General features: G+C 55.9%; 15 protein-coding genes. 9 read left to right on the top strand and 6 right to left on the bottom strand.

All coding sequences use genetic code 11. From position 1 onward, the window contains the following. Positions 1-7: 7 nt before the first annotated feature. Entirely contained in the window at positions 8-1,537 is a 1,530-nt protein-coding gene (gene pntA, locus V1603_RS13465; RefSeq protein ID WP_395312755.1) for a Re/Si-specific NAD(P)(+) transhydrogenase subunit alpha, read from the bottom strand. Positions 1,538-2,072: 535 nt separating this feature from the next. Between pntA and ydgH the strand changes: the two genes are divergently transcribed. The 3 genes from ydgH to folM all read left to right on the top strand — a co-directional run bounded on the left by ydgH (position 2,073) and on the right by folM (position 5,347). Beyond that, positions 2,073-3,017, top strand: a complete 945-nt coding sequence (gene ydgH, locus V1603_RS13460; RefSeq protein WP_028012941.1) for a DUF1471 family protein YdgH — start codon at positions 2,073-2,075, stop codon at positions 3,015-3,017. Positions 3,018-3,202: 185 nt separating this feature from the next. Then, on the top strand, positions 3,203-4,585 hold the full coding sequence (locus V1603_RS13455; RefSeq protein WP_116340315.1) for an amino acid permease: 1,383 nt from the start codon (positions 3,203-3,205) through the stop codon (positions 4,583-4,585). A gap of 39 nt (positions 4,586-4,624) precedes the next feature. After that, complete coding sequence (folM, locus tag V1603_RS13450) at positions 4,625-5,347, top strand: dihydromonapterin reductase (RefSeq protein ID WP_061098394.1); 723 nt, start codon at positions 4,625-4,627, stop codon at positions 5,345-5,347. On the opposite strand, the gene V1603_RS13445 is transcribed toward folM, so the two are convergent. Next, positions 5,344-5,679 (bottom strand): GlpM family protein, encoded by a 336-nt coding sequence (locus V1603_RS13445; protein WP_395312754.1) that lies wholly within the window; start codon positions 5,677-5,679, stop codon positions 5,344-5,346. The genes folM and V1603_RS13445 overlap by 4 nt on opposite strands. 128 nt (positions 5,680-5,807) lie before the next feature. Between V1603_RS13445 and rstA the strand changes: the two genes are divergently transcribed. From rstA to tus, 4 genes are all read left to right on the top strand, one after another. Continuing rightward, positions 5,808-6,524, top strand: coding sequence for a two-component system response regulator RstA (gene rstA / locus V1603_RS13440; protein ID WP_116340319.1), 717 nt, complete (start codon positions 5,808-5,810; stop codon positions 6,522-6,524). 226 nt (positions 6,525-6,750) lie between these two features. Continuing rightward, entirely contained in the window at positions 6,751-7,011 is a 261-nt protein-coding gene (locus V1603_RS13435; RefSeq protein ID WP_116340321.1) for a hypothetical protein, read from the top strand. 75 nt (positions 7,012-7,086) lie between these two features. Next, positions 7,087-8,385: a two-component system sensor histidine kinase RstB gene (rstB, locus tag V1603_RS13430; protein WP_116340323.1), complete on the top strand. Its 1,299-nt coding sequence runs from the start codon at positions 7,087-7,089 to the stop codon at positions 8,383-8,385. A gap of 73 nt (positions 8,386-8,458) precedes the next feature. Next, a complete protein-coding gene (gene tus, locus V1603_RS13425) occupies positions 8,459-9,388 on the top strand; it encodes a DNA replication terminus site-binding protein (protein WP_116340324.1) in 930 nt (309 codons plus the stop codon). On the opposite strand, the gene fumC is transcribed toward tus, so the two are convergent. Further along, positions 9,389-10,783 (bottom strand): class II fumarate hydratase, encoded by a 1,395-nt coding sequence (fumC, locus tag V1603_RS13420; protein ID WP_116340326.1) that lies wholly within the window; start codon positions 10,781-10,783, stop codon positions 9,389-9,391. A 139-nt stretch (positions 10,784-10,922) separates the two neighbouring features. Beyond that, positions 10,923-12,569, bottom strand: coding sequence for a class I fumarate hydratase FumA (fumA, locus tag V1603_RS13415; protein WP_163329062.1), 1,647 nt, complete (start codon positions 12,567-12,569; stop codon positions 10,923-10,925). A 199-nt stretch (positions 12,570-12,768) separates the two neighbouring features. On the opposite strand from fumA, the gene manA reads away from it, so the two are divergent. Together manA and V1603_RS13405 are read left to right on the top strand one after the other, a co-directional pair. Continuing rightward, positions 12,769-13,944, top strand: coding sequence for a mannose-6-phosphate isomerase (gene manA, locus V1603_RS13410; protein WP_302218708.1), 1,176 nt, complete (start codon positions 12,769-12,771; stop codon positions 13,942-13,944). Positions 13,945-14,043: 99 nt separating this feature from the next. Next, complete coding sequence (locus V1603_RS13405; RefSeq protein ID WP_116340333.1) at positions 14,044-15,576, top strand: YdgA family protein; 1,533 nt, start codon at positions 14,044-14,046, stop codon at positions 15,574-15,576. A gap of 39 nt (positions 15,577-15,615) precedes the next feature. Here the strand turns inward: V1603_RS13405 and V1603_RS13400 are convergent, their stop codons facing one another. Together V1603_RS13400 and V1603_RS13395 are read right to left on the bottom strand one after the other, a co-directional pair. Then, a complete protein-coding gene (locus tag V1603_RS13400; protein ID WP_395312753.1) occupies positions 15,616-16,470 on the bottom strand; it encodes an alpha/beta fold hydrolase in 855 nt (284 codons plus the stop codon). A gap of 15 nt (positions 16,471-16,485) precedes the next feature. Then, on the bottom strand, positions 16,486-17,466 hold the full coding sequence (locus V1603_RS13395) for an MBL fold metallo-hydrolase (RefSeq protein ID WP_166710906.1): 981 nt from the start codon (positions 17,464-17,466) through the stop codon (positions 16,486-16,488). Between the last annotated feature and the right edge of the window lie 7 nt (positions 17,467-17,473).

The following is a 17,473-nucleotide window of genomic DNA, read 5'->3' as shown; positions in this document are numbered from 1 at the left end:
CTACCCCTTAGCCTTTACGAAACATTTTCAGCATGCGCTGAGTCACGGTGAAACCACCGAAAATATTGATACTGGCGATCAGCACCGCGATAAAGCTCAGGAAGCTGATCCAGCCGCCGTGTCCAATCTGCAGTAACGCCCCCACCACGATGATCCCCGAGATGGCGTTAGTGACCGACATCAGCGGCGTATGCAGCGCGTGGGAGACGTTCCACACCACGTAATAACCTACGACGCAGGAGAGTGCGAAGACGGTAAAGTGGCCGAGGAACTCTTTCGGCGCAACGTCAGCCAACCAGCCGAACAGAATGATAACCAGCGCCATGATGGCGTATTTACGCCACGGTGAAGCCGGTTTAGCAGGTTCTTTTGGCTCGGGTGCCGCTTTCTGCGCCGCCTGAGGCTGAGCAGAAACCTGAATAGGTGGCGCAGGCCAGGTAATTTCACCTTCGCGTACCACAGTGACGCCGCGCACCACCACGTCATCAAAATCAACGGTGATGTTGCCGTCTTTCTCTTTGCAAAGCAGCTTCAGCAGGTTAACCAGGTTGGTACCGTACAGCTGGGAGGACTGGGTTGGCAGGCGGCCAGGGAGATCGGTATAGCCGATAACCTTCACGCCGTTAGCGGTCGTGGTCACCTGATTGGCAACGGTATACTCGCAGTTACCGCCGTTTTGCGCCGCCAGGTCGACAATCACGCTGCCTGGCTTCATGGAGTCCACCATCTCGCGGGTGATCAGCTTCGGCGCGGGTTTACCCGGAATAAGCGCGGTGGTGACAATAATGTCGACGTCTTTCGCCTGGGCGGCAAAGAGTTCCATTTCGGCTTTGATAAAGGCTTCTGACATCACCTTCGCATAGCCATCACCGCTGCCCGCCTCTTCCTTAAAGTCCAGCTCAAGGAATTCGGCCCCCATACTCTGAACCTGTTCCTTCACTTCGGGACGGGTGTCGAACGCGCGCACGATAGCGCCCAGGCTGTTTGCCGCACCGATTGCAGCAAGACCCGCCACGCCCGCGCCAATCACCATCACTTTCGCCGGCGGGACTTTCCCCGCCGCGGTGATTTGACCGGTAAAGAAGCGTCCAAATTCGTGAGCGGCTTCGACAATGGCGCGGTAGCCGGCAATGTTTGCCATGGAGCTGAGCGCATCCAGCGACTGCGCGCGCGAAATACGCGGCACGGAGTCCATCGCCATCACGGTCACGCCACGGGCCGCCAGCTTCTCCATCAGTTCAGGATTTTGTGCAGGCCAGACGAAGCTCACCAGCGTTGTTCCCGGATTCAGCAGCGCAATCTCGCTCTCTTCCGCCGCGTTGACTTTCAGAATCACGGGAGACTGCCAGACTTCAGCACCGTCCACCACTTCCGCGCCAGCCTGAATAAAGGCCTCGTCATCGAAACTCGCCAGTTTGCCTGCGCCGCTTTCAACCGCGACGGTAAAACCCAGCTTAAGCAGTTGCTCCACCGTTTTCGGTGTTGCCGCTACGCGGGTTTCATTGGCTAACCGTTCTTTTGGTACCCCAATACGCATAGTTTTCCCTTCCATCGGTTTTTGATGATGGTTTGTCGATAAATGCCCGCGGTTTGTATCAATTTTCGCCAGTATGATAGCGACGAGAAATGAGTACCCCCGCAAAATAAAACAGTAACAAACTGTCTATAACCTACTGAAAATAGCGCTTGTGATCTACCGCCAGAAAACACTATTTCTTACTTTATCTGTGAAAAATAAGCGATCGGCGTCACTGACAGTGATATTTACCTTAAATTCATCGCCAGAACCGATAAATCGCGCAAGCGAAGCGGTAAAAACATGATATAGCGCCATAAGAGAACAAGTTATTAACATTAAATTAACTTGTAAAAGTCATATGCTTTATCAGTTTTGCTTGTCAAACGCCTGTTTTTTCAACATATCACTAAATGTTATCGAATTCGGTAATTCAGTGAGCACAGGCTGTGAAAAATGGCGCAGACAGCGACGGGTTTTAAATGCCATAATCGGGACCGTCTCAAATAAACAACAATACCAGTACATGGTTTGCGCAAGGCGAAGGATTATTTTTATGAAGCTTAAGAACACACTCCTGGCGTCCGCACTTCTCTGTGCGACCGCCCTGTCTGCGAATGCCGCAACAGAGTTAACGCCGGAGCAAGCGGCAGCATTAAAACCTTTTGACCATACGGTCATTGTGGGTCGTTATAATTCTATTGGCGATGCCGTCGCCGCCGCATCAAAAGCCGCTGATAAAAACGGGGCGGCCTCGTTTTACGTTGTTGACCAGTCCGATTACGGCAACAGCGGTAACCAGCGCGTGACCATTGCGCTGTATAAAGATAATGCGCCAAAGGCTGACGCACCGAAAAACCGCGTGATCAACGGTATCGTTGAGCTGCCGAAAGATCAGGCCATTGAGCTGGAACCTTACGACACCGTTACCGTTCAGGGCTTCTATCGCAGCCAGCCTGAAGTGAACGATGCCATCACCAAAGCAGCAAAAGAGAAAGGTGCCTACTCTTTCTATATCGTACGTCAGGTGGATGCTAACCAGGGTGGCAACCAGCGCATTACCGCATTCATCTACAAAGAAGATGCGAAAAAACGCGTTCTGCAGAGCCCGGATGCCATCCCTGCGGACTCTGAAGCGGGTCGCGCAGCGATAGCCAAAGGCGGCGAAGAAGCGAAGAAAGTTGAAATTCCAGGCGTCGCGACCTCTGCTGCGCCAAGCGCTGAAGTGGGCCGTTTCTTTGAAACACAATCCACGAAAGGTGGCCGCTACTCCGTTACGCTGCCGGACGGCACTAAAATTGAAGAGCTGAACAAAGCCACTGCCGCGCAAATGGTGCCGTTCGACAGCATCAAGTTCACCGGCAACTACGGCAATATGACGGAAGTCTCTTACCAGGTCGCGAAGCGTGCGGCGAAGAAAGGGGCGAAGTATTACCACATCACCCGCCAGTGGCAGGAACGTGGCAACAACGTGACCATCAGCGCCGATCTGTACAAGTAACAAAATCGTTGACGAAAGGCGGCGCAATGCCGCCTTTTTTTGTTACTTTTTTCGAATTTCTGCCACACATCATTGCATGCTTTCGTTACACTCCGTAAAATCCCGCGCCTTAGTGTGATCCACCATTTTTATGCGCCTTAGCGAAATAATTATTCTGGATTGGGACTTTTCATAACAGGAAGCCAATGGAAAAGAAACTTGGCCTGAGTGCTCTGACTGCACTCGTTTTAAGCTCAATGCTGGGTGCAGGCGTATTCAGTTTACCGCAGAACATGGCGGCCGTTGCAAGCCCTGCCGCCTTGCTCATTGGCTGGGGCATTACCGGTGTCGGGATATTGCTGCTGGCATTCGCCATGCTGCTGCTGACCCGCGTTCGCCCGGATCTGGACGGCGGCATTTTCACTTATGCACGTGAAGGTTTTGGCGAGCTGATTGGCTTCTGCTCCGCCTGGGGCTACTGGCTGTGCGCGGTCATCGCTAACGTCTCTTATCTGGTGATTGTCTTCTCGGCGCTCAGTTTCTTTACCGATACCCCTGAGCTGCGCCTGTTTGGCGACGGCAATACCTGGCAGTCCATCGTCGGCGCCTCGGCGCTACTGTGGATTGTTCACTGGCTGATTTTGCGCGGCGTCCAGACCGCCGCCAGCATCAACCTGGTAGCGACGCTGGCGAAACTGGTGCCGCTTGGCCTGTTCATCGTGCTGGCCTTCATTGCGTTCCGTCTCGACGTGTTTACGCTTGATTTCAGCGGAATTGCGCTTGGCGTTCCGGTCTGGGAACAAGTGAAAAACACGATGCTGATTACCCTGTGGGTGTTTATCGGCGTTGAAGGCGCGGTGGTGGTTTCTGCCCGCGCGCGTAATAAACGCGATGTGGGCCGCGCCACGCTGCTGGCCGTCCTGGCGGCGCTGGGCGTGTATCTGCTGGTAACGCTGCTGTCGCTGGGCGTGGTGGCGCGTCCTGAACTGGCCGAAATGCGTAACCCGTCGATGGCAGGCCTGATGGTGAAAATGCTCGGCCCCTGGGGCGACGTGGTGATTGCCGCAGGGCTGATCGTCTCCGTCTGCGGCGCTTACCTGAGCTGGACCATCATGGCGGCTGAAGTACCGTTCCTGGCCGCGACGCACAAGGCGTTTCCACGCCTGTTTGCACGACAAAACAAAAATAATGCACCATCAGCCTCACTCTGGCTGACCAACATCAGCGTTCAGGTCTGCCTGGTGCTGATCTGGCTCACAGGTTCAGACTATAACACCCTGCTGACCATCGCCTCCGAGATGATTCTGGTACCCTATTTCTTAGTGGGTGCGTATTTGTTAAAAATCGCCACGCGTCCGGCGCACTATGTCGTGGGCGTTGGGGCCTGTATTTACGGCCTGTGGTTGTTGTATGCTTCCGGGCCGATGCATCTGCTGCTGTCGGTAGTGCTGTATGCACCGGGCCTGCTGGTATTTATCTACGCCCGCCGCACGCATCAGCTGGAGAACGCGCTGAAACGCCGTGAAATGGCCTTAATCGGGCTGTTACTGGTTGCTGCCGTACCGGCAACCTGGATGTTAATGGGATAGCACTGTCTTTCCCATTGTTGAACTGTAAAGGAGAATACGATGGGAAATGCACCGCTTCGCCCAATATTGATCACCGGTGGAGGCCGCCGTATTGGCCTCGCCCTCGCCCATCACTTTCTCAACCTTCGCCATCCGGTCATTGTCAGCTACCGTACGGAATACCCGTCGATTGAGGGGTTGCGCAAAGCCGGAGCGGTTTGCATTCAGGCTGATTTTTCCACCGATGAAGGCATCCTGGCCTTTGCGGAGCAGGTGAAATCCACCGCGACGGGGCTGCGCGCTGTGATCCATAACGCCAGCGCCTGGTGTGCCGAGAAGCCCGGCACGTCCCTCAGCGATACGCTATCCGCCATGCTGCAGATCCACGTCAACGCCCCTTATCTGCTTAACCACGCCCTGCAGGATCTGCTGCGCGGTCACGGCCATGCGGCGGGTGACATTATCCACTTCACCGATTATGTGGTTGAGCGCGGCAGCGACAAGCACATCGCTTATGCGGCCAGTAAAGCCGCGCTGGACAACATGACGCGCTCCTTTGCCCGCAAGCTTGCGCCCGAGGTGAAGGTGAACGCCATCGCCCCGGCGATGATTTTGTTTAACGAAAACGATGATGCGGAGTACCGCCAGCAGGCGCTGAATAAGTCGCTGATGAAAATTGCCCCAGGCGAGAAAGAGGTGATCGACCTTGTGGATTACCTCCTCACCAGCTGCTATGTCACCGGCAGAACCTTTGCCGTGGACGGTGGACGCCCGCTGCGCTAGTGAAAGCGGCTCCAGAAGAATATTAACACCCAGGCGCTGAGTGCCCAGCAGATCACCGCCCCGCCCAGCGCCAGGGGAAGCCGCAGAAAACCGGTGAAACACCACAGCGAAAGCAGGTAGAGAAAATACGGGATGATCGACCACATGCCAAACACAATGGTCGTACGTAACGCCTCCGTGCCCCGTTCAGAAGCCACAATATAGTGGGCAATCAGCGCGAAGGTCGGGAACAGCGGGATCAGCCCGGCAATATAGTAGTTTTTGGTTTTTGCCAGAATGCCAATCATTAACACCACCAGCGCCCCCAGCGCGGCTTTGATCACCAGCCCCATATTTTTCCCTATAAAAATCAAATAGCAATAGACGTCAGAATAACGGAAGCGGCGTTAATTTTGAAAGATTAATGGAAGGTTAAGGTTCCGCGGTGTATGTTGGCTTTTTTCACGAAAACAGACGTTGTATGAATAAGATTGTTTATGTTGAAGACGAACCCGAAGTCGGGCAATTGATCGCCGCCTATCTGGGTAAACATGATATGGACGTCATTGTTGAGCCTCGCGGCGATCGTGCCGAAGAGGTGGTCGTCCGTGAAAATCCGGATTTAGTGCTGCTGGACATCATGCTGCCAGGCAAAGACGGCATGACGCTCTGCCGTGACCTGCGCGCCCGCTGGGACGGCCCTATCGTTCTGCTCACCTCACTGGACAGCGATATGAACCATATACTGTCGCTGGAGATGGGCGCCAATGATTACATTCTGAAAACCACACCGCCTGCCGTCCTGCTGGCCCGCCTGCGCCTGCATTTGCGCCAGCACGCCAGTATCGAACGCGAAGCGCCCGCACCGTCTCTGACGCCTCACAAAGCGATGCGCTTCGGTACGCTGTCTATTGACCCGGTTAACCGCCAGGTCCTGCTTTCCGGCGAGCTTATCGCCCTCTCCACCGCAGACTTTGACCTGCTGTGGGAGCTGGCAACGCATGCCGGGCAAATCATGGACCGCGACGCGCTGCTGAAAAACCTCCGTGGCGTGAGCTATGACGGAATGGATCGCAGCGTTGACGTGGCGATTTCGCGTCTGCGTAAAAAATTGCAGGATAACGCCACCGAGCCCTACCGCATTAAAACCGTGCGTAATAAGGGTTATCTGTTTGCCCCGCACGCCTGGGAAACCTGATAAACGATAACGTGCGCGAAATGAAGGCATTACCCGTCGATGTCCCCTCTTTCGCGCGTTAATTTGCCCGTTTGCGCAACAATTAACTTGATAAGCCCGCGAACTAATCCATAATTAACATTCCTACAATCTTTTCTTAAAGCCTCACCGGGCCGGCTATAACCCCACATCTTTTCAGCACATTTCTCCCATAAAATCTTGAAATGAGGATTTAAGCCCATGAACTATGTATAGCTACCGTGAAGTAGAAGTCATCAAAACCAATCTTGAATGGATTGTTAATCAGGCAGCAGTTAGCCATTCCTCCCTCTCACGCGCCGATCAAAAAGCGCTCATTGATCTCCTTGAACTCATCCAGTTTTACGAAATTCTTCTGGATTTAATTAACGAATTTGGGACCGCCGTGATTGAACCGCACATTGCGGAAGGACTGGCCGTAACGGAAACACTCATCGCCAGGGTAAAAAACAGCGCGAAAGCCATGTAACACGCTTCACAGACATGAAAATATCGACGGGTTTTCATGTATATTCTGCGCAAAGCGTTTTTTCGGTGAGATCCAATGAAAAAGCTGTTTGTGCAGTTTTATCTTTTGCTGTTTGTCTGCTTCCTGGTGATGACCATGCTGGTCGGGCTGGTCTATAAGTTCACCGCCGAACGTGCGGGCAGGCAGTCGCTGGACGATCTGATGAAAAGCTCACTGTATCTGATGCGCAGCGAGCTGAGAGAGATCCCGCCGCACGACTGGGCAAAAACCCTCAAAGAGCTCGATCTGAACCTGTCGTTTGATTTACGCATCGAGCCGTTAAAAGATTTCGATTTGGATCCGCCCGCGATGCAGCGCCTGCGCGACGGGGATATCGTCGCGCTGGATGAGAAATACACCTTTATCCAGCGCATCCCGCGCAGCCATTACGTGCTGGCCGTCGGGCCGGTGCCCTATCTCTATTATCTGCACCAGATGCGTCTGCTGGATATGGCGCTGATGGCCTTTATCGCCATTTCACTCGCGTTTCCGGTCTTTATCTGGATGCGCCCCCACTGGCAGGACATGCTGAAGCTGGAGTCCGCCGCCCAGCGTTTTGGCGAGGGGCATTTTACCGAGCGCATTCACTTCGACAGCGGTTCCAGCTTTGAGCGTCTGGGCGTGGCCTTTAACCAGATGGCTGATAACATCAATGCCCTGATCGCCAGTAAAAAGCAGCTGATCGACGGGATTGCGCACGAGCTGCGCACGCCGCTGGTTCGTCTGCGCTACCGTCTGGAGATGAGCGAAAATCTGACGGAAGCGGAGTCTCAGGCCCTGAACCGCGACATTGGCCAGCTTGAAGCGCTGATTGAGGAGTTGCTGACCTACGCGCGTCTCGATCGTCCGCAGAACGAGCTGAACCTCAGCACGCCGGACCTGCCCGCCTGGCTGCAAACCCACATTGATGATGTTCAGAGCGTAAACCCGCAGCGCACGCTGTTGACGCGCGTCACGCCGGGTGATTACGGCGCGCTCGATATGCGCCTGATGGAGCGCGTGCTGGACAACCTGATGAACAACGCCATGCGCTACAGCGAGAGTACGCTCCAGATTGGCCTGGATTTGCAGGGCAACCGGGCCAGCCTGACGGTGGAGGACGACGGACCGGGAATTGCCCCGGAAGCGCGAGAAACCGTGTTTGAACCGTTTGTCCGCCTCGACCCCAGCCGCGATCGCGCCACCGGTGGATGCGGCCTGGGGCTGGCAATTGTTTACTCAATCGCGCAGGCGATGGGGGGCACGGTGCATTGCGAGGAGAGCGAGCTCGGCGGCGCGCGCTTCTGTTTTAGCTGGCCGGTGTACCATAACATCGCCCTTCCCGTTCCTGCCTGACCTCACCCGCACGCTGGCCTGACCCGGCGTGCTGTGCTATATGATAAGTATGTTGTAACTAATGAGGGTGTTTATGGCAACTTACGATCTCATCGAACGGCTGAACAGCACGTTTCGGGAAATAGAACATGAACTACTGACCCTGACCGAGCGCTTGCAGGCCTGCCGTCTGCTGGCCGCGCGCGTCTTTACCCTGCCCGATGTGGCTAAAGGGGCCGAGCACGATCCGCTGGATGCCATCGAGGTCGAACAGCACATCGGCAATGCCGCTCTTGAACGGGCGCTGAAGCACTATCGTCGCCTGTTTATCCAGCAGCAGTCAGAAAACCGCAGCAGTAAGGCCGCCGTGCGCCTGCCGGGCGTCATCTGCCTGCAAACCGATGCGACAACGCGTGAAGCGCTGGAAAGCCAGATTGCGCATATCAACACCCTGAAAGCGGCCTTTGAAAAGATCATCACCGAAGAGTCCGGCCTCGCGCCTGCCGCGCGGTTTGAGTGGGTGCACCGCCAGCTTCCGGGGCTGATTACTCTGAATGCCTACCGAACCCTGACGGTACTGCGTCACCCCGCCACGCTGCGCTTCGGCTGGGCGAATAAACACATCATCAAAAACTTCACCCGGGATGAGATTCTGGCGCAGCTGGAAAAAAGCCTGAAGACGCCGCGCACCGTCGCGCCGTGGTCGCGTGAACAGTGGATTGAGCGCCTGGAGCAGGAGTACCACAGCATCGCCTCGCTTCCGGCGGATACGCGCCTCAAGATAAAGCGGCCGGTGAAGGTGCAGCCTATCGCCCGAGTCTGGTATTCTGGTCAGCAAAAGCAGGTGCAGTATGCCTGCCCGACGCCGCTGATTGCGCTTTACGATGCCGACCAGGGCGCGGTGGTGCCCGATATTGGGGAACTGCTGAATTACGATGCTGAAAATGTTCAGCACCGTTACAGACCTCAGGCGCAGCCGCTACAGCTGATTATTCCGCGGCTGCACCTGTACGTGGCGGGATGATTATTTCAGGCTGCCGACCATCGCTTCCGGACGAACCCAGGCGTCAAACTCCGCCTCCGTGAGATAGCCCAGCGCCAGGGCGGAGGCTTTCAGCGTCAGCCCCTCTTTATGCGCTTTTTTAGCGATCTCCGCGGCTTTGTCATAGCCGATATGGGTATTGAGTGCGGTCACCAGCATCAGGGATTCATTGAGCAACTGGCTGATACGTTCGCGGTTGGGCTCAATCCCTACCGCACAGTGTTCGTTAAAGCTCTCCATCCCGTCCGCCAGCAGACGAACAGATTGCAGCACGTTGTGGATCACCATCGGGCGATAGACGTTCAGCTCAAAGTTGCCGGACGCTCCGCCCATGTTGACGGCCACGTCGTTGCCCATCACCTGACAACAGAGCATGGTCATGGCTTCGCACTGGGTCGGGTTCACTTTACCCGGCATGATAGAGCTGCCCGGCTCGTTTTCCGGGATGCTGATTTCGCCGATGCCGCAGCGCGGACCGGAAGCCAGCCAGCGCACGTCGTTGGCAATTTTCATCAGCGAGGCCGCCAGCCCCTTCAGCGCGCCGTGGGTATGGACCAGCGCATCGCAGGTCGCCAGCGCTTCGAACTTGTTGGGCGCCGTGACGAACGGCTGTCCGGTAATGCTTGCCAGCTCTTCCGCCACGCGTACCGCGTATTCGGGGTGGGTATTTAACCCGGTACCGACCGCCGTCCCGCCGAGCGCCAGCTCCGCCAGGTGCGGCAGGCTGTTCTCGATATGCTTCAGATTGTGCTCCAGCATCGCCACCCAGCCGGAAATCTCCTGGCCGAGGGTCAGCGGCGTGGCGTCCTGCAGGTGCGTACGGCCAATTTTGACGATGTCGCGGAAGGCCTGCGCTTTCTCGTTAAGCGTGGATTTCAGCACGTTGAGCTGCGGGATCAGCTGCTCGCGAATGGCGATTACCGCCGCCACGTGCATCGCCGTCGGGAAGACGTCGTTAGAGCTCTGGCTTTTGTTGACGTCATCGTTTGGGTGGACCTTACGCTCCATGCCGCGCACGCCGCCAAGCAATTCGCTGGCCCGGTTCGCCAGCACTTCGTTCATGTTCATGTTGCTCTGGGTACCGGAACCGGTCTGCCAGATAGCGAGGGGGAATTCATCAGGATGTTTGCCCGCCAGCACTTCGTCGGCGGCGTTGATGATAGCGGTGGCTTTATCGGCGTCCAGCAGGCCCAAATCCTGGTTCACTTTGGCGGCGGCGCGTTTGGTGAGCGCCAGCGCCTGAATCAGCGAGACGGGCATTTTTTCAGTCGAGATACGGAAGTGCTCCAGCGAACGCTGGGTTTGCGCGCCCCACAGCTTGTCGGCCGGAACCGCGATTGCGCCCATAGAATCTTTCTCATGGCGTACCGTTGTCATTACTTTCTCCTTGATAACAAAAGAGGGATTGCTCACATGCTTAAGGGATAAGTATTGATGACTTCTGGGAAACGATATGGCGCTTTGTGCGCTCTTTTTGGTGTCGGGTGGCGCTGGCGCCACCCGACAATTTACAGAATTACTTCACGCACGCCGAACACTGGGAGGACTGGATCTGCTTGAAGAAGTCGTTACCTTTGTCATCCACGAGGATAAACGCCGGGAAGTCTTCCACTTCGATTTTCCAGATCGCTTCCATACCCAGCTCCGGGTACTCCACGCACTCCAGGCTCTTGATGCTGCCCTGGGCCAGTACCGCCGCCGGTCCGCCGATGCTGCCGAGGTAGAAGCCGCCGTGCTTGTGGCAGGCGTCCGTCACCTGCTGGCTGCGGTTGCCTTTCGCCAGCATGATCATGCTGCCGCCGTTGGCCTGCAGCTGGTCAACGTACGAGTCCATACGCCCTGCCGTGGTTGGGCCTAACGAGCCAGAGGCGTAGCCTTCAGGCGTTTTCGCCGGGCCTGCGTAGTAGATCGGGTGATCTTTAATGTACTGCGGCAGCCCTTCACCGTTGTCCAGACGCTCTTTGAGCTTCGCATGCGCGATGTCGCGGCCCACGATAATCGTGCCGTTCAGGGAGAGGCGGGTCGAGACCGGGTACTGCGAAAGCTGCGCCAGAATCTCTTTCATCGGACGGTTCAGGTCAACGCGAACCGCTTCACCCTCACCCGCTTTACGCAGCTCTTCCGGGATGTATTTGCCCGGGTTGTTTTCCAGTTTTTCGATCCACACCCCTTCGCGGTTGATCTTGGCCTTGATGTTGCGATCTGCAGAACAGGAGACGCCCATCCCGACCGGACAGGATGCGCCGTGACGCGGCAAACGGATCACGCGGATGTCGTGGGCAAAGTATTTGCCGCCAAACTGCGCGCCGAGGCCCAGATTACGCGCCTCTTCCAGCAGCTCCTGCTCAAGCTGCACGTCACGGAATGCCTGGCCGTGCTCGTTACCTTCGGTAGGCAGGCCGTCATAGTATTTGGTTGAGGCCAGCTTGACGGTTTTCAGCGTGCTTTCCGCCGAGGTACCGCCGATCACGAAGGCAATATGGTACGGCGGGCACGCCGCGGTGCCGAGGGTGCGCATCTTCTCAACCAGGTAGTTCTTCAGCTTGCCCGGGGTGAGCAGCGCTTTGGTTTCCTGGTAGAGATAGGTTTTGTTGGCTGAACCGCCGCCTTTTGCGATACAGAGAAATTTGTACTCGTCACCGTCGACGCTGTAGAGATCGATCTGCGCGGGCAGGTTGGTACCGGTGTTGACCTCTTTGTACATATCCAGCGCCGCGTTTTGCGAATAGCGCAGGTTGTCTTCGGTGTAGGTGTTGTAGACGCCATGCGCCAGCGCCGCTTCATCACCGCCGCCGGTCCAGACACGCTGGCCTTTTTTACCGACGATGATCGCCGTGCCGGTGTCCTGGCAGGTTGGCAGAATGCCTTTCGCCGCGATGTCTGAGTTACGCAGGAACTGCAGGGCAACGTATTTATCGTTCTCGCTGGCCTGCGGGTCGCTCAGGATATCGGCAACCTGCTGCTGATGCGCGGGGCGGAGCATAAACGAGGCGTCGTGGAAAGCATGCTGCGCCAGCAGCGTCAGCGCCTGCGGATCCACCTTGAGGATCTCTTGTCCTTCAAACTCAGAGACGGAGACGTGATCGCGGGTTAACAGGTAATACTCGGTCTGATCCTTGCTGAGGGGGAAAGGATCCTGATAATGGAAGGGTTTATTCGACATTGTTCTCTCACTTACTGCTTCGGTCTGTTTATTCAGGGCAGATGTTCCGCTGCCCGGCTTAAAAGCGAGTCAGCTTATCCTACACAATTTTTTAACAAAAACTGAGACTAGTACGACTTTTTACATCCACAGGTTACTTCCACGTGGTTTATTGCTTTAATACCCGGAGTTAATTCCACATTTGAATCAGGGCTTGATAATGCAAAAACTCATTAACTCAGTGCAAAACTACGCCTGGGGAAGTAAAACTGCGTTAACGGATCTCTACGGTATCGCGAACCCGAACAACCTGCCGATGGCGGAACTGTGGATGGGGGCGCACCCGAAGAGCAGCTCAAAAATTGAAGACGCCAGCGGCCAGGTTCGCAGCCTGCGTGACGTGATTGATGCCGATAAAGCCGCGCTGCTGGGCGACAAGGTGGCTCAGCGCTTCGGCGAACTGCCGTTCCTGTTTAAGGTGCTGTGCGCCGACCAGCCGCTCTCGATCCAGGTTCACCCGAACAAGAAAGCCTCTGAAATTGGCTTCGCGAAAGAGAACGCGGCGGGTATCCCGTTAGACGCCGCAGAGCGTAACTACAAAGATCCTAACCACAAGCCGGAGCTGGTGTTTGCGCTGACCCCGTTCCTGGCGATGAACGCGTTTCGCGAGTTTTCAGAGATTATCTCCCTGCTGCAGCCGGTCGCGGGTGCCAACAAGGCTATCGCCCACTTCCTCGAAAACCCGAACGCAGACGCGCTGAGCCAGCTGTTCGCCAGCCTGCTGAATATGCAGGGTGAAGAGAAATCTCACGCGCTGGCGGTGCTGAAAGCGGCCCTGGACAGCCAGCAGGGTGAGCCGTGGGAGACCATCCGCCTGATTTCCGAATTCTACCCGGACGACAGCGGCCTGTTCTCCCCTCTGCTGCTGAACGTGGTGAAGCTGAACCCGGGCGAAGCGATGTTCCTGTTTGCCGAAACCCCTCACGCCTATCTGCAGGGCGTGGCACTGGAGGTGATGGCCAACTCCGACAACGTGCTGCGCGCGGGTCTGACGCCGAAATACATCGACATCCCTGAGCTGGTTGCCAACGTGAAGTTTGTGGCGAAGCCTGCCGCGGAGCTGCTGACTCAGCCGGTGAAAAACGGCGCAGAGCTGGACTTCCCGATTCCGGTTGAGGATTTTGCGTTTTCTCTGCATGACCTGAGCCATGCCGAGACCGCCATTGCGCAGGAGAGCGCGGCGATCCTGTTCTGCGTGGAGGGCGAAGCGACGCTGCATAAAGGCGAACAGCGTCTGGTGCTTAAGCCCGGCGAATCAGCATTCGTTGCAGCCAATGAGTCTCCGGTTAGCGTAAGCGGCACCGGTCGTCTGGCGCGCGTTTTTAATAAGCTTTAAGCACTTACTGAATTTTTTAACAACTCTTGCTAAGCTAGTTGCAGGCTTAATATCTCCGGGCGGTTTTTACCGCCTGGTTTCATTTTAGGGATAGTCGCAATGAAAAAATCGGTCGTAGCGGTTGGAGTGATTGTAGCGTTAGGCGTGGTCTGGACGGGTGCCTCCTGGTTTACCGGGAAACAGCTGGAAAGCCGTCTGGCTGAGATGGTGGCACAGGCTAACGGAGAAATTAAGCGCAGCGCGCCGGAGGCGGGTCTGGAGCTGAGCTATCAGAACTATCAGCGCGGCGTGTTTACCAGCCGTATGCAGCTGGTGGTGAAGCCGGTGGCCGGTGCGGCAAACGGCTGGCTGAAGCCGGGCCAGAGCGTGGTGCTGGATGAAGTGGTAAGCCACGGTCCGCTGCCGCTGGCGCAGCTGAAGTCGTTTAACCTGATCCCGTCCATGGCGTCCGTTCATACCGTGCTGGTGAATAACGACGTCACTAAACCGCTGTTTGACCTGGCAAAGAATGAGTCACCTTTCGACATTAATACCCGTATTAGCTACTCCGGTGATACCAGCTCTGATATCGCGCTGAAAGCGCTGAACTACGAGAAAGAGAACGAGAAAGTCGCCTTCAGCGGCGGTCATTTCAAACTTGATGCAGATCGGGATGGCAACGTCTTCTCCATGACGGGTGAAGCGGAAAGCGGCCTGGTCAACGCCGTGAACGAATATAATCAGAAGGTTCAGCTCACTTTCAACAACCTGAAAGCCGACGGCAACAGCCGTATGACCGATTTTAAAGAGCGTATCGGCGACCAGAAGCTCTCCGTTGATAAGATTGCTATCGCAATTGAAGGGAAAGAGATGGCCGTGCTGGAAGGCATGGACGTTAACGGTAAATCCGACGTATCTAAAGACGGTAAGAGCATCAACACCCAGCTGGATTACACCCTGAAGAGCCTGAAAGTGCAGAATCAGGATCTGGGCACCGGCAAGCTGTCGCTGAAGATCGGCAATATCGACGGTCAGGCGTGGCACGAGTTTAGCCAGAAATACAGCAAAGAGAGCCAGGCGCTGCTGACCGACGCCGCGCTGCAGCAGAACCCTGAGGTGTACCAGCAGCAGGCGATGGCGGTGCTGTTCAATAACCTGCCGATCCTGCTGAAAGGCGAGCCGGTGGTCACCGTTGCGCCGCTGAGCTGGAAAAACAGCAAAGGCGAAACCAGCTTTAACCTGTCGCTGTTCCTGAAAGATCCTGCAGCCGCAACGGGTGAACCGCAGACGCTGGCGCAGGAAGTGGATCGTAGCGTGAAGTCGCTCGACAGCAAGCTGACCATCCCGATGGATATGGCGACCGAGTTTATGACCCAGATTGCGAAGCTGGAAGGCTACGGCGATGAAGATGCCGGCAAGCTGGCGAACCAGCAGGTGAAAGGTCTGGCGGCCATGGGCCAGATGTTCCGCATCACGAAGGTGGATAACAACACAATTTCTACCAGCCTGCAGTACGCCAACGGCCAGGTCACGCTCAACGGCGACAAAATGCCGCTGGAAGAGTTTGTCGGCATGTTTGGTATGCCGACGCTGGGGATGCCGGAACCGGCTGAACCGGCAGCGCCAGCCGACCCGGCGGCACCGCAGCAGTAAACAACAAAACCCCTCGCTTGAGGGGTTTTTTTATTACCGTTATCCCTTCCATCCCTGCAGGAAATCCAACAGCAGTGCGTTAACTTTCTCAGGCTGTTCCTCCTGAGGAAGATGGCCGCACTCGTCGATACCGTACGCCCGAAGGTTATCCGCCATTTCAGCCCAGACGCTTTGCATATCGAAGAGCTTGCCGACCGCATGAAAATCATTGCCCCACAGCGACATTACCGGACACGCGATTTTCACGTCAGCGTCGGCAAGATCCTGCGCCACATCTTCTGCGTTGGCGCGATAGTCAGCCATCGCGCCTCGCACGGCTCCGGGTGCCTGATACGCCCGAACATAGGTGTCAAACGCCTCGCCGCTGATGGTTGACGGATCGTAGGTCCAGTCCGAGAAAAAGTGGCGCAGCCAGATATTTTCTCGACCTGCAATCAGCGCTTCCGGGAGGTCGGGCACGAGATGGAACAGGAAGAACCAGTATGCGCGGGCGATGGACGCATTCAAATCGCGCGCCACAATGCGCGTTGGCACGTTATCCATCACCACCAGACGATCCACCAGCTCAGGGTAATCTTTTGCGAACCGCGTCGCGACGCGCGCGCCGCGATCGTGCCCCACCAGCACCACCTTGTGTAAATCCAGCGCACGCATCAGCTCCCGGATGTCCCGCGCCATGTTCCGTTTATCATAGCCAGAAGCCGGTTTATCCGTTTCGCCATATCCTCGTAAATCTGGCGCGATTACGCGGTAGTGCCGGGACAATACCGGTATCTGGTAGCGCCAGGCATAGTTTGTTTCAGGAAAACCGTGCAGGAGAATAACCGGCGCGCCTTCACCCTCTTCAACCACAAACTGGCGGATGCCGTTTGCCGTTACGGTGTAACTTTTCATGGTCGTAACCTCACTTTATTTCAGCAGAGGCACGTTGGCCGCACGTTGATAAGGACCGTAATTTACAGGGTTCCAGCTATATCCCTGCTGCCAGGCGGTGATATGCCCAATACCGGGGAAAGGCAGATGCGCTGCAGCCATCCACTCACCGTCTTTCGCCAGCGCGTTAAACTCCTGCGCCCGGGACGAGATGGCTTTTTTCGAATCGACATCAAAGCGAATAGATACTTCAGGATGCGGGAACTGAACGGCAGGCGCATGGATCAGATCCCCAATGAAGTTAATAGCCGTTCCCTGGGACGCAAAGCGATAAACGGTACTGCCAGGCGTATGACCAACGGCATAGGCCGTCTGGGCTTCCGGGATAGGCGAAGCTGGCGGAACGAAGGTTTTAAGGTGTCCTGACGCTTTATACTCAGATAACGCTTTTCGGGCGATAGCGAAATAATCCTTCGCATTAGCCGGCGCGCTCGCTTCTTTTGCCGGATCGAGCCAGTAGTCGGCCTCCCCCTGCGGTACGTAGACGGTCGCATTGGGGAACAACGCTTTACCGTCCGCGTCGCTCAGGCCACAAACATGATCAAGATGAAGATGCGTCAGGAAAATGGTATCAACCTGCTCAGGACGATAGCCTGATGCTTTCATATTGTTGACCAGCTGGCCTGCCGTTTGCGGCACGCAGTGTCCCGCTCCGCTGTCAATCATGACCAGATGTTTCCCGGTATTAACCAGGAAAGCGTTAAACGCGGTCGGCATGCGTTCGACATCAATTTTATTCTGATCCAGCAGCTTACGAACCTTGTCGCCTGAAAGCCCGTGTAGTAATGACGGCGAAAGGTCATTATAGCCGTCGAACAGCGCCGTGACCTCGTATTCCCCTACCGCCAGACGATAATAGCCGGGGACCTGCTGTTTCACCTGCGCAGGTGCATCAGCCCAGGCGGCACTTACCAGGAACAGGCTGCTGAATGCCAGAACCGTTTTCAACTTTTTCATCTTCACT

Source organism: Enterobacter sp. ECC-219, assembly GCF_043966805.1.
Taxonomy (GTDB): domain Bacteria; phylum Pseudomonadota; class Gammaproteobacteria; order Enterobacterales; family Enterobacteriaceae; genus Enterobacter; species Enterobacter cloacae_N.
This window is presented reverse-complemented; position numbering and strand designations above follow the sequence as displayed.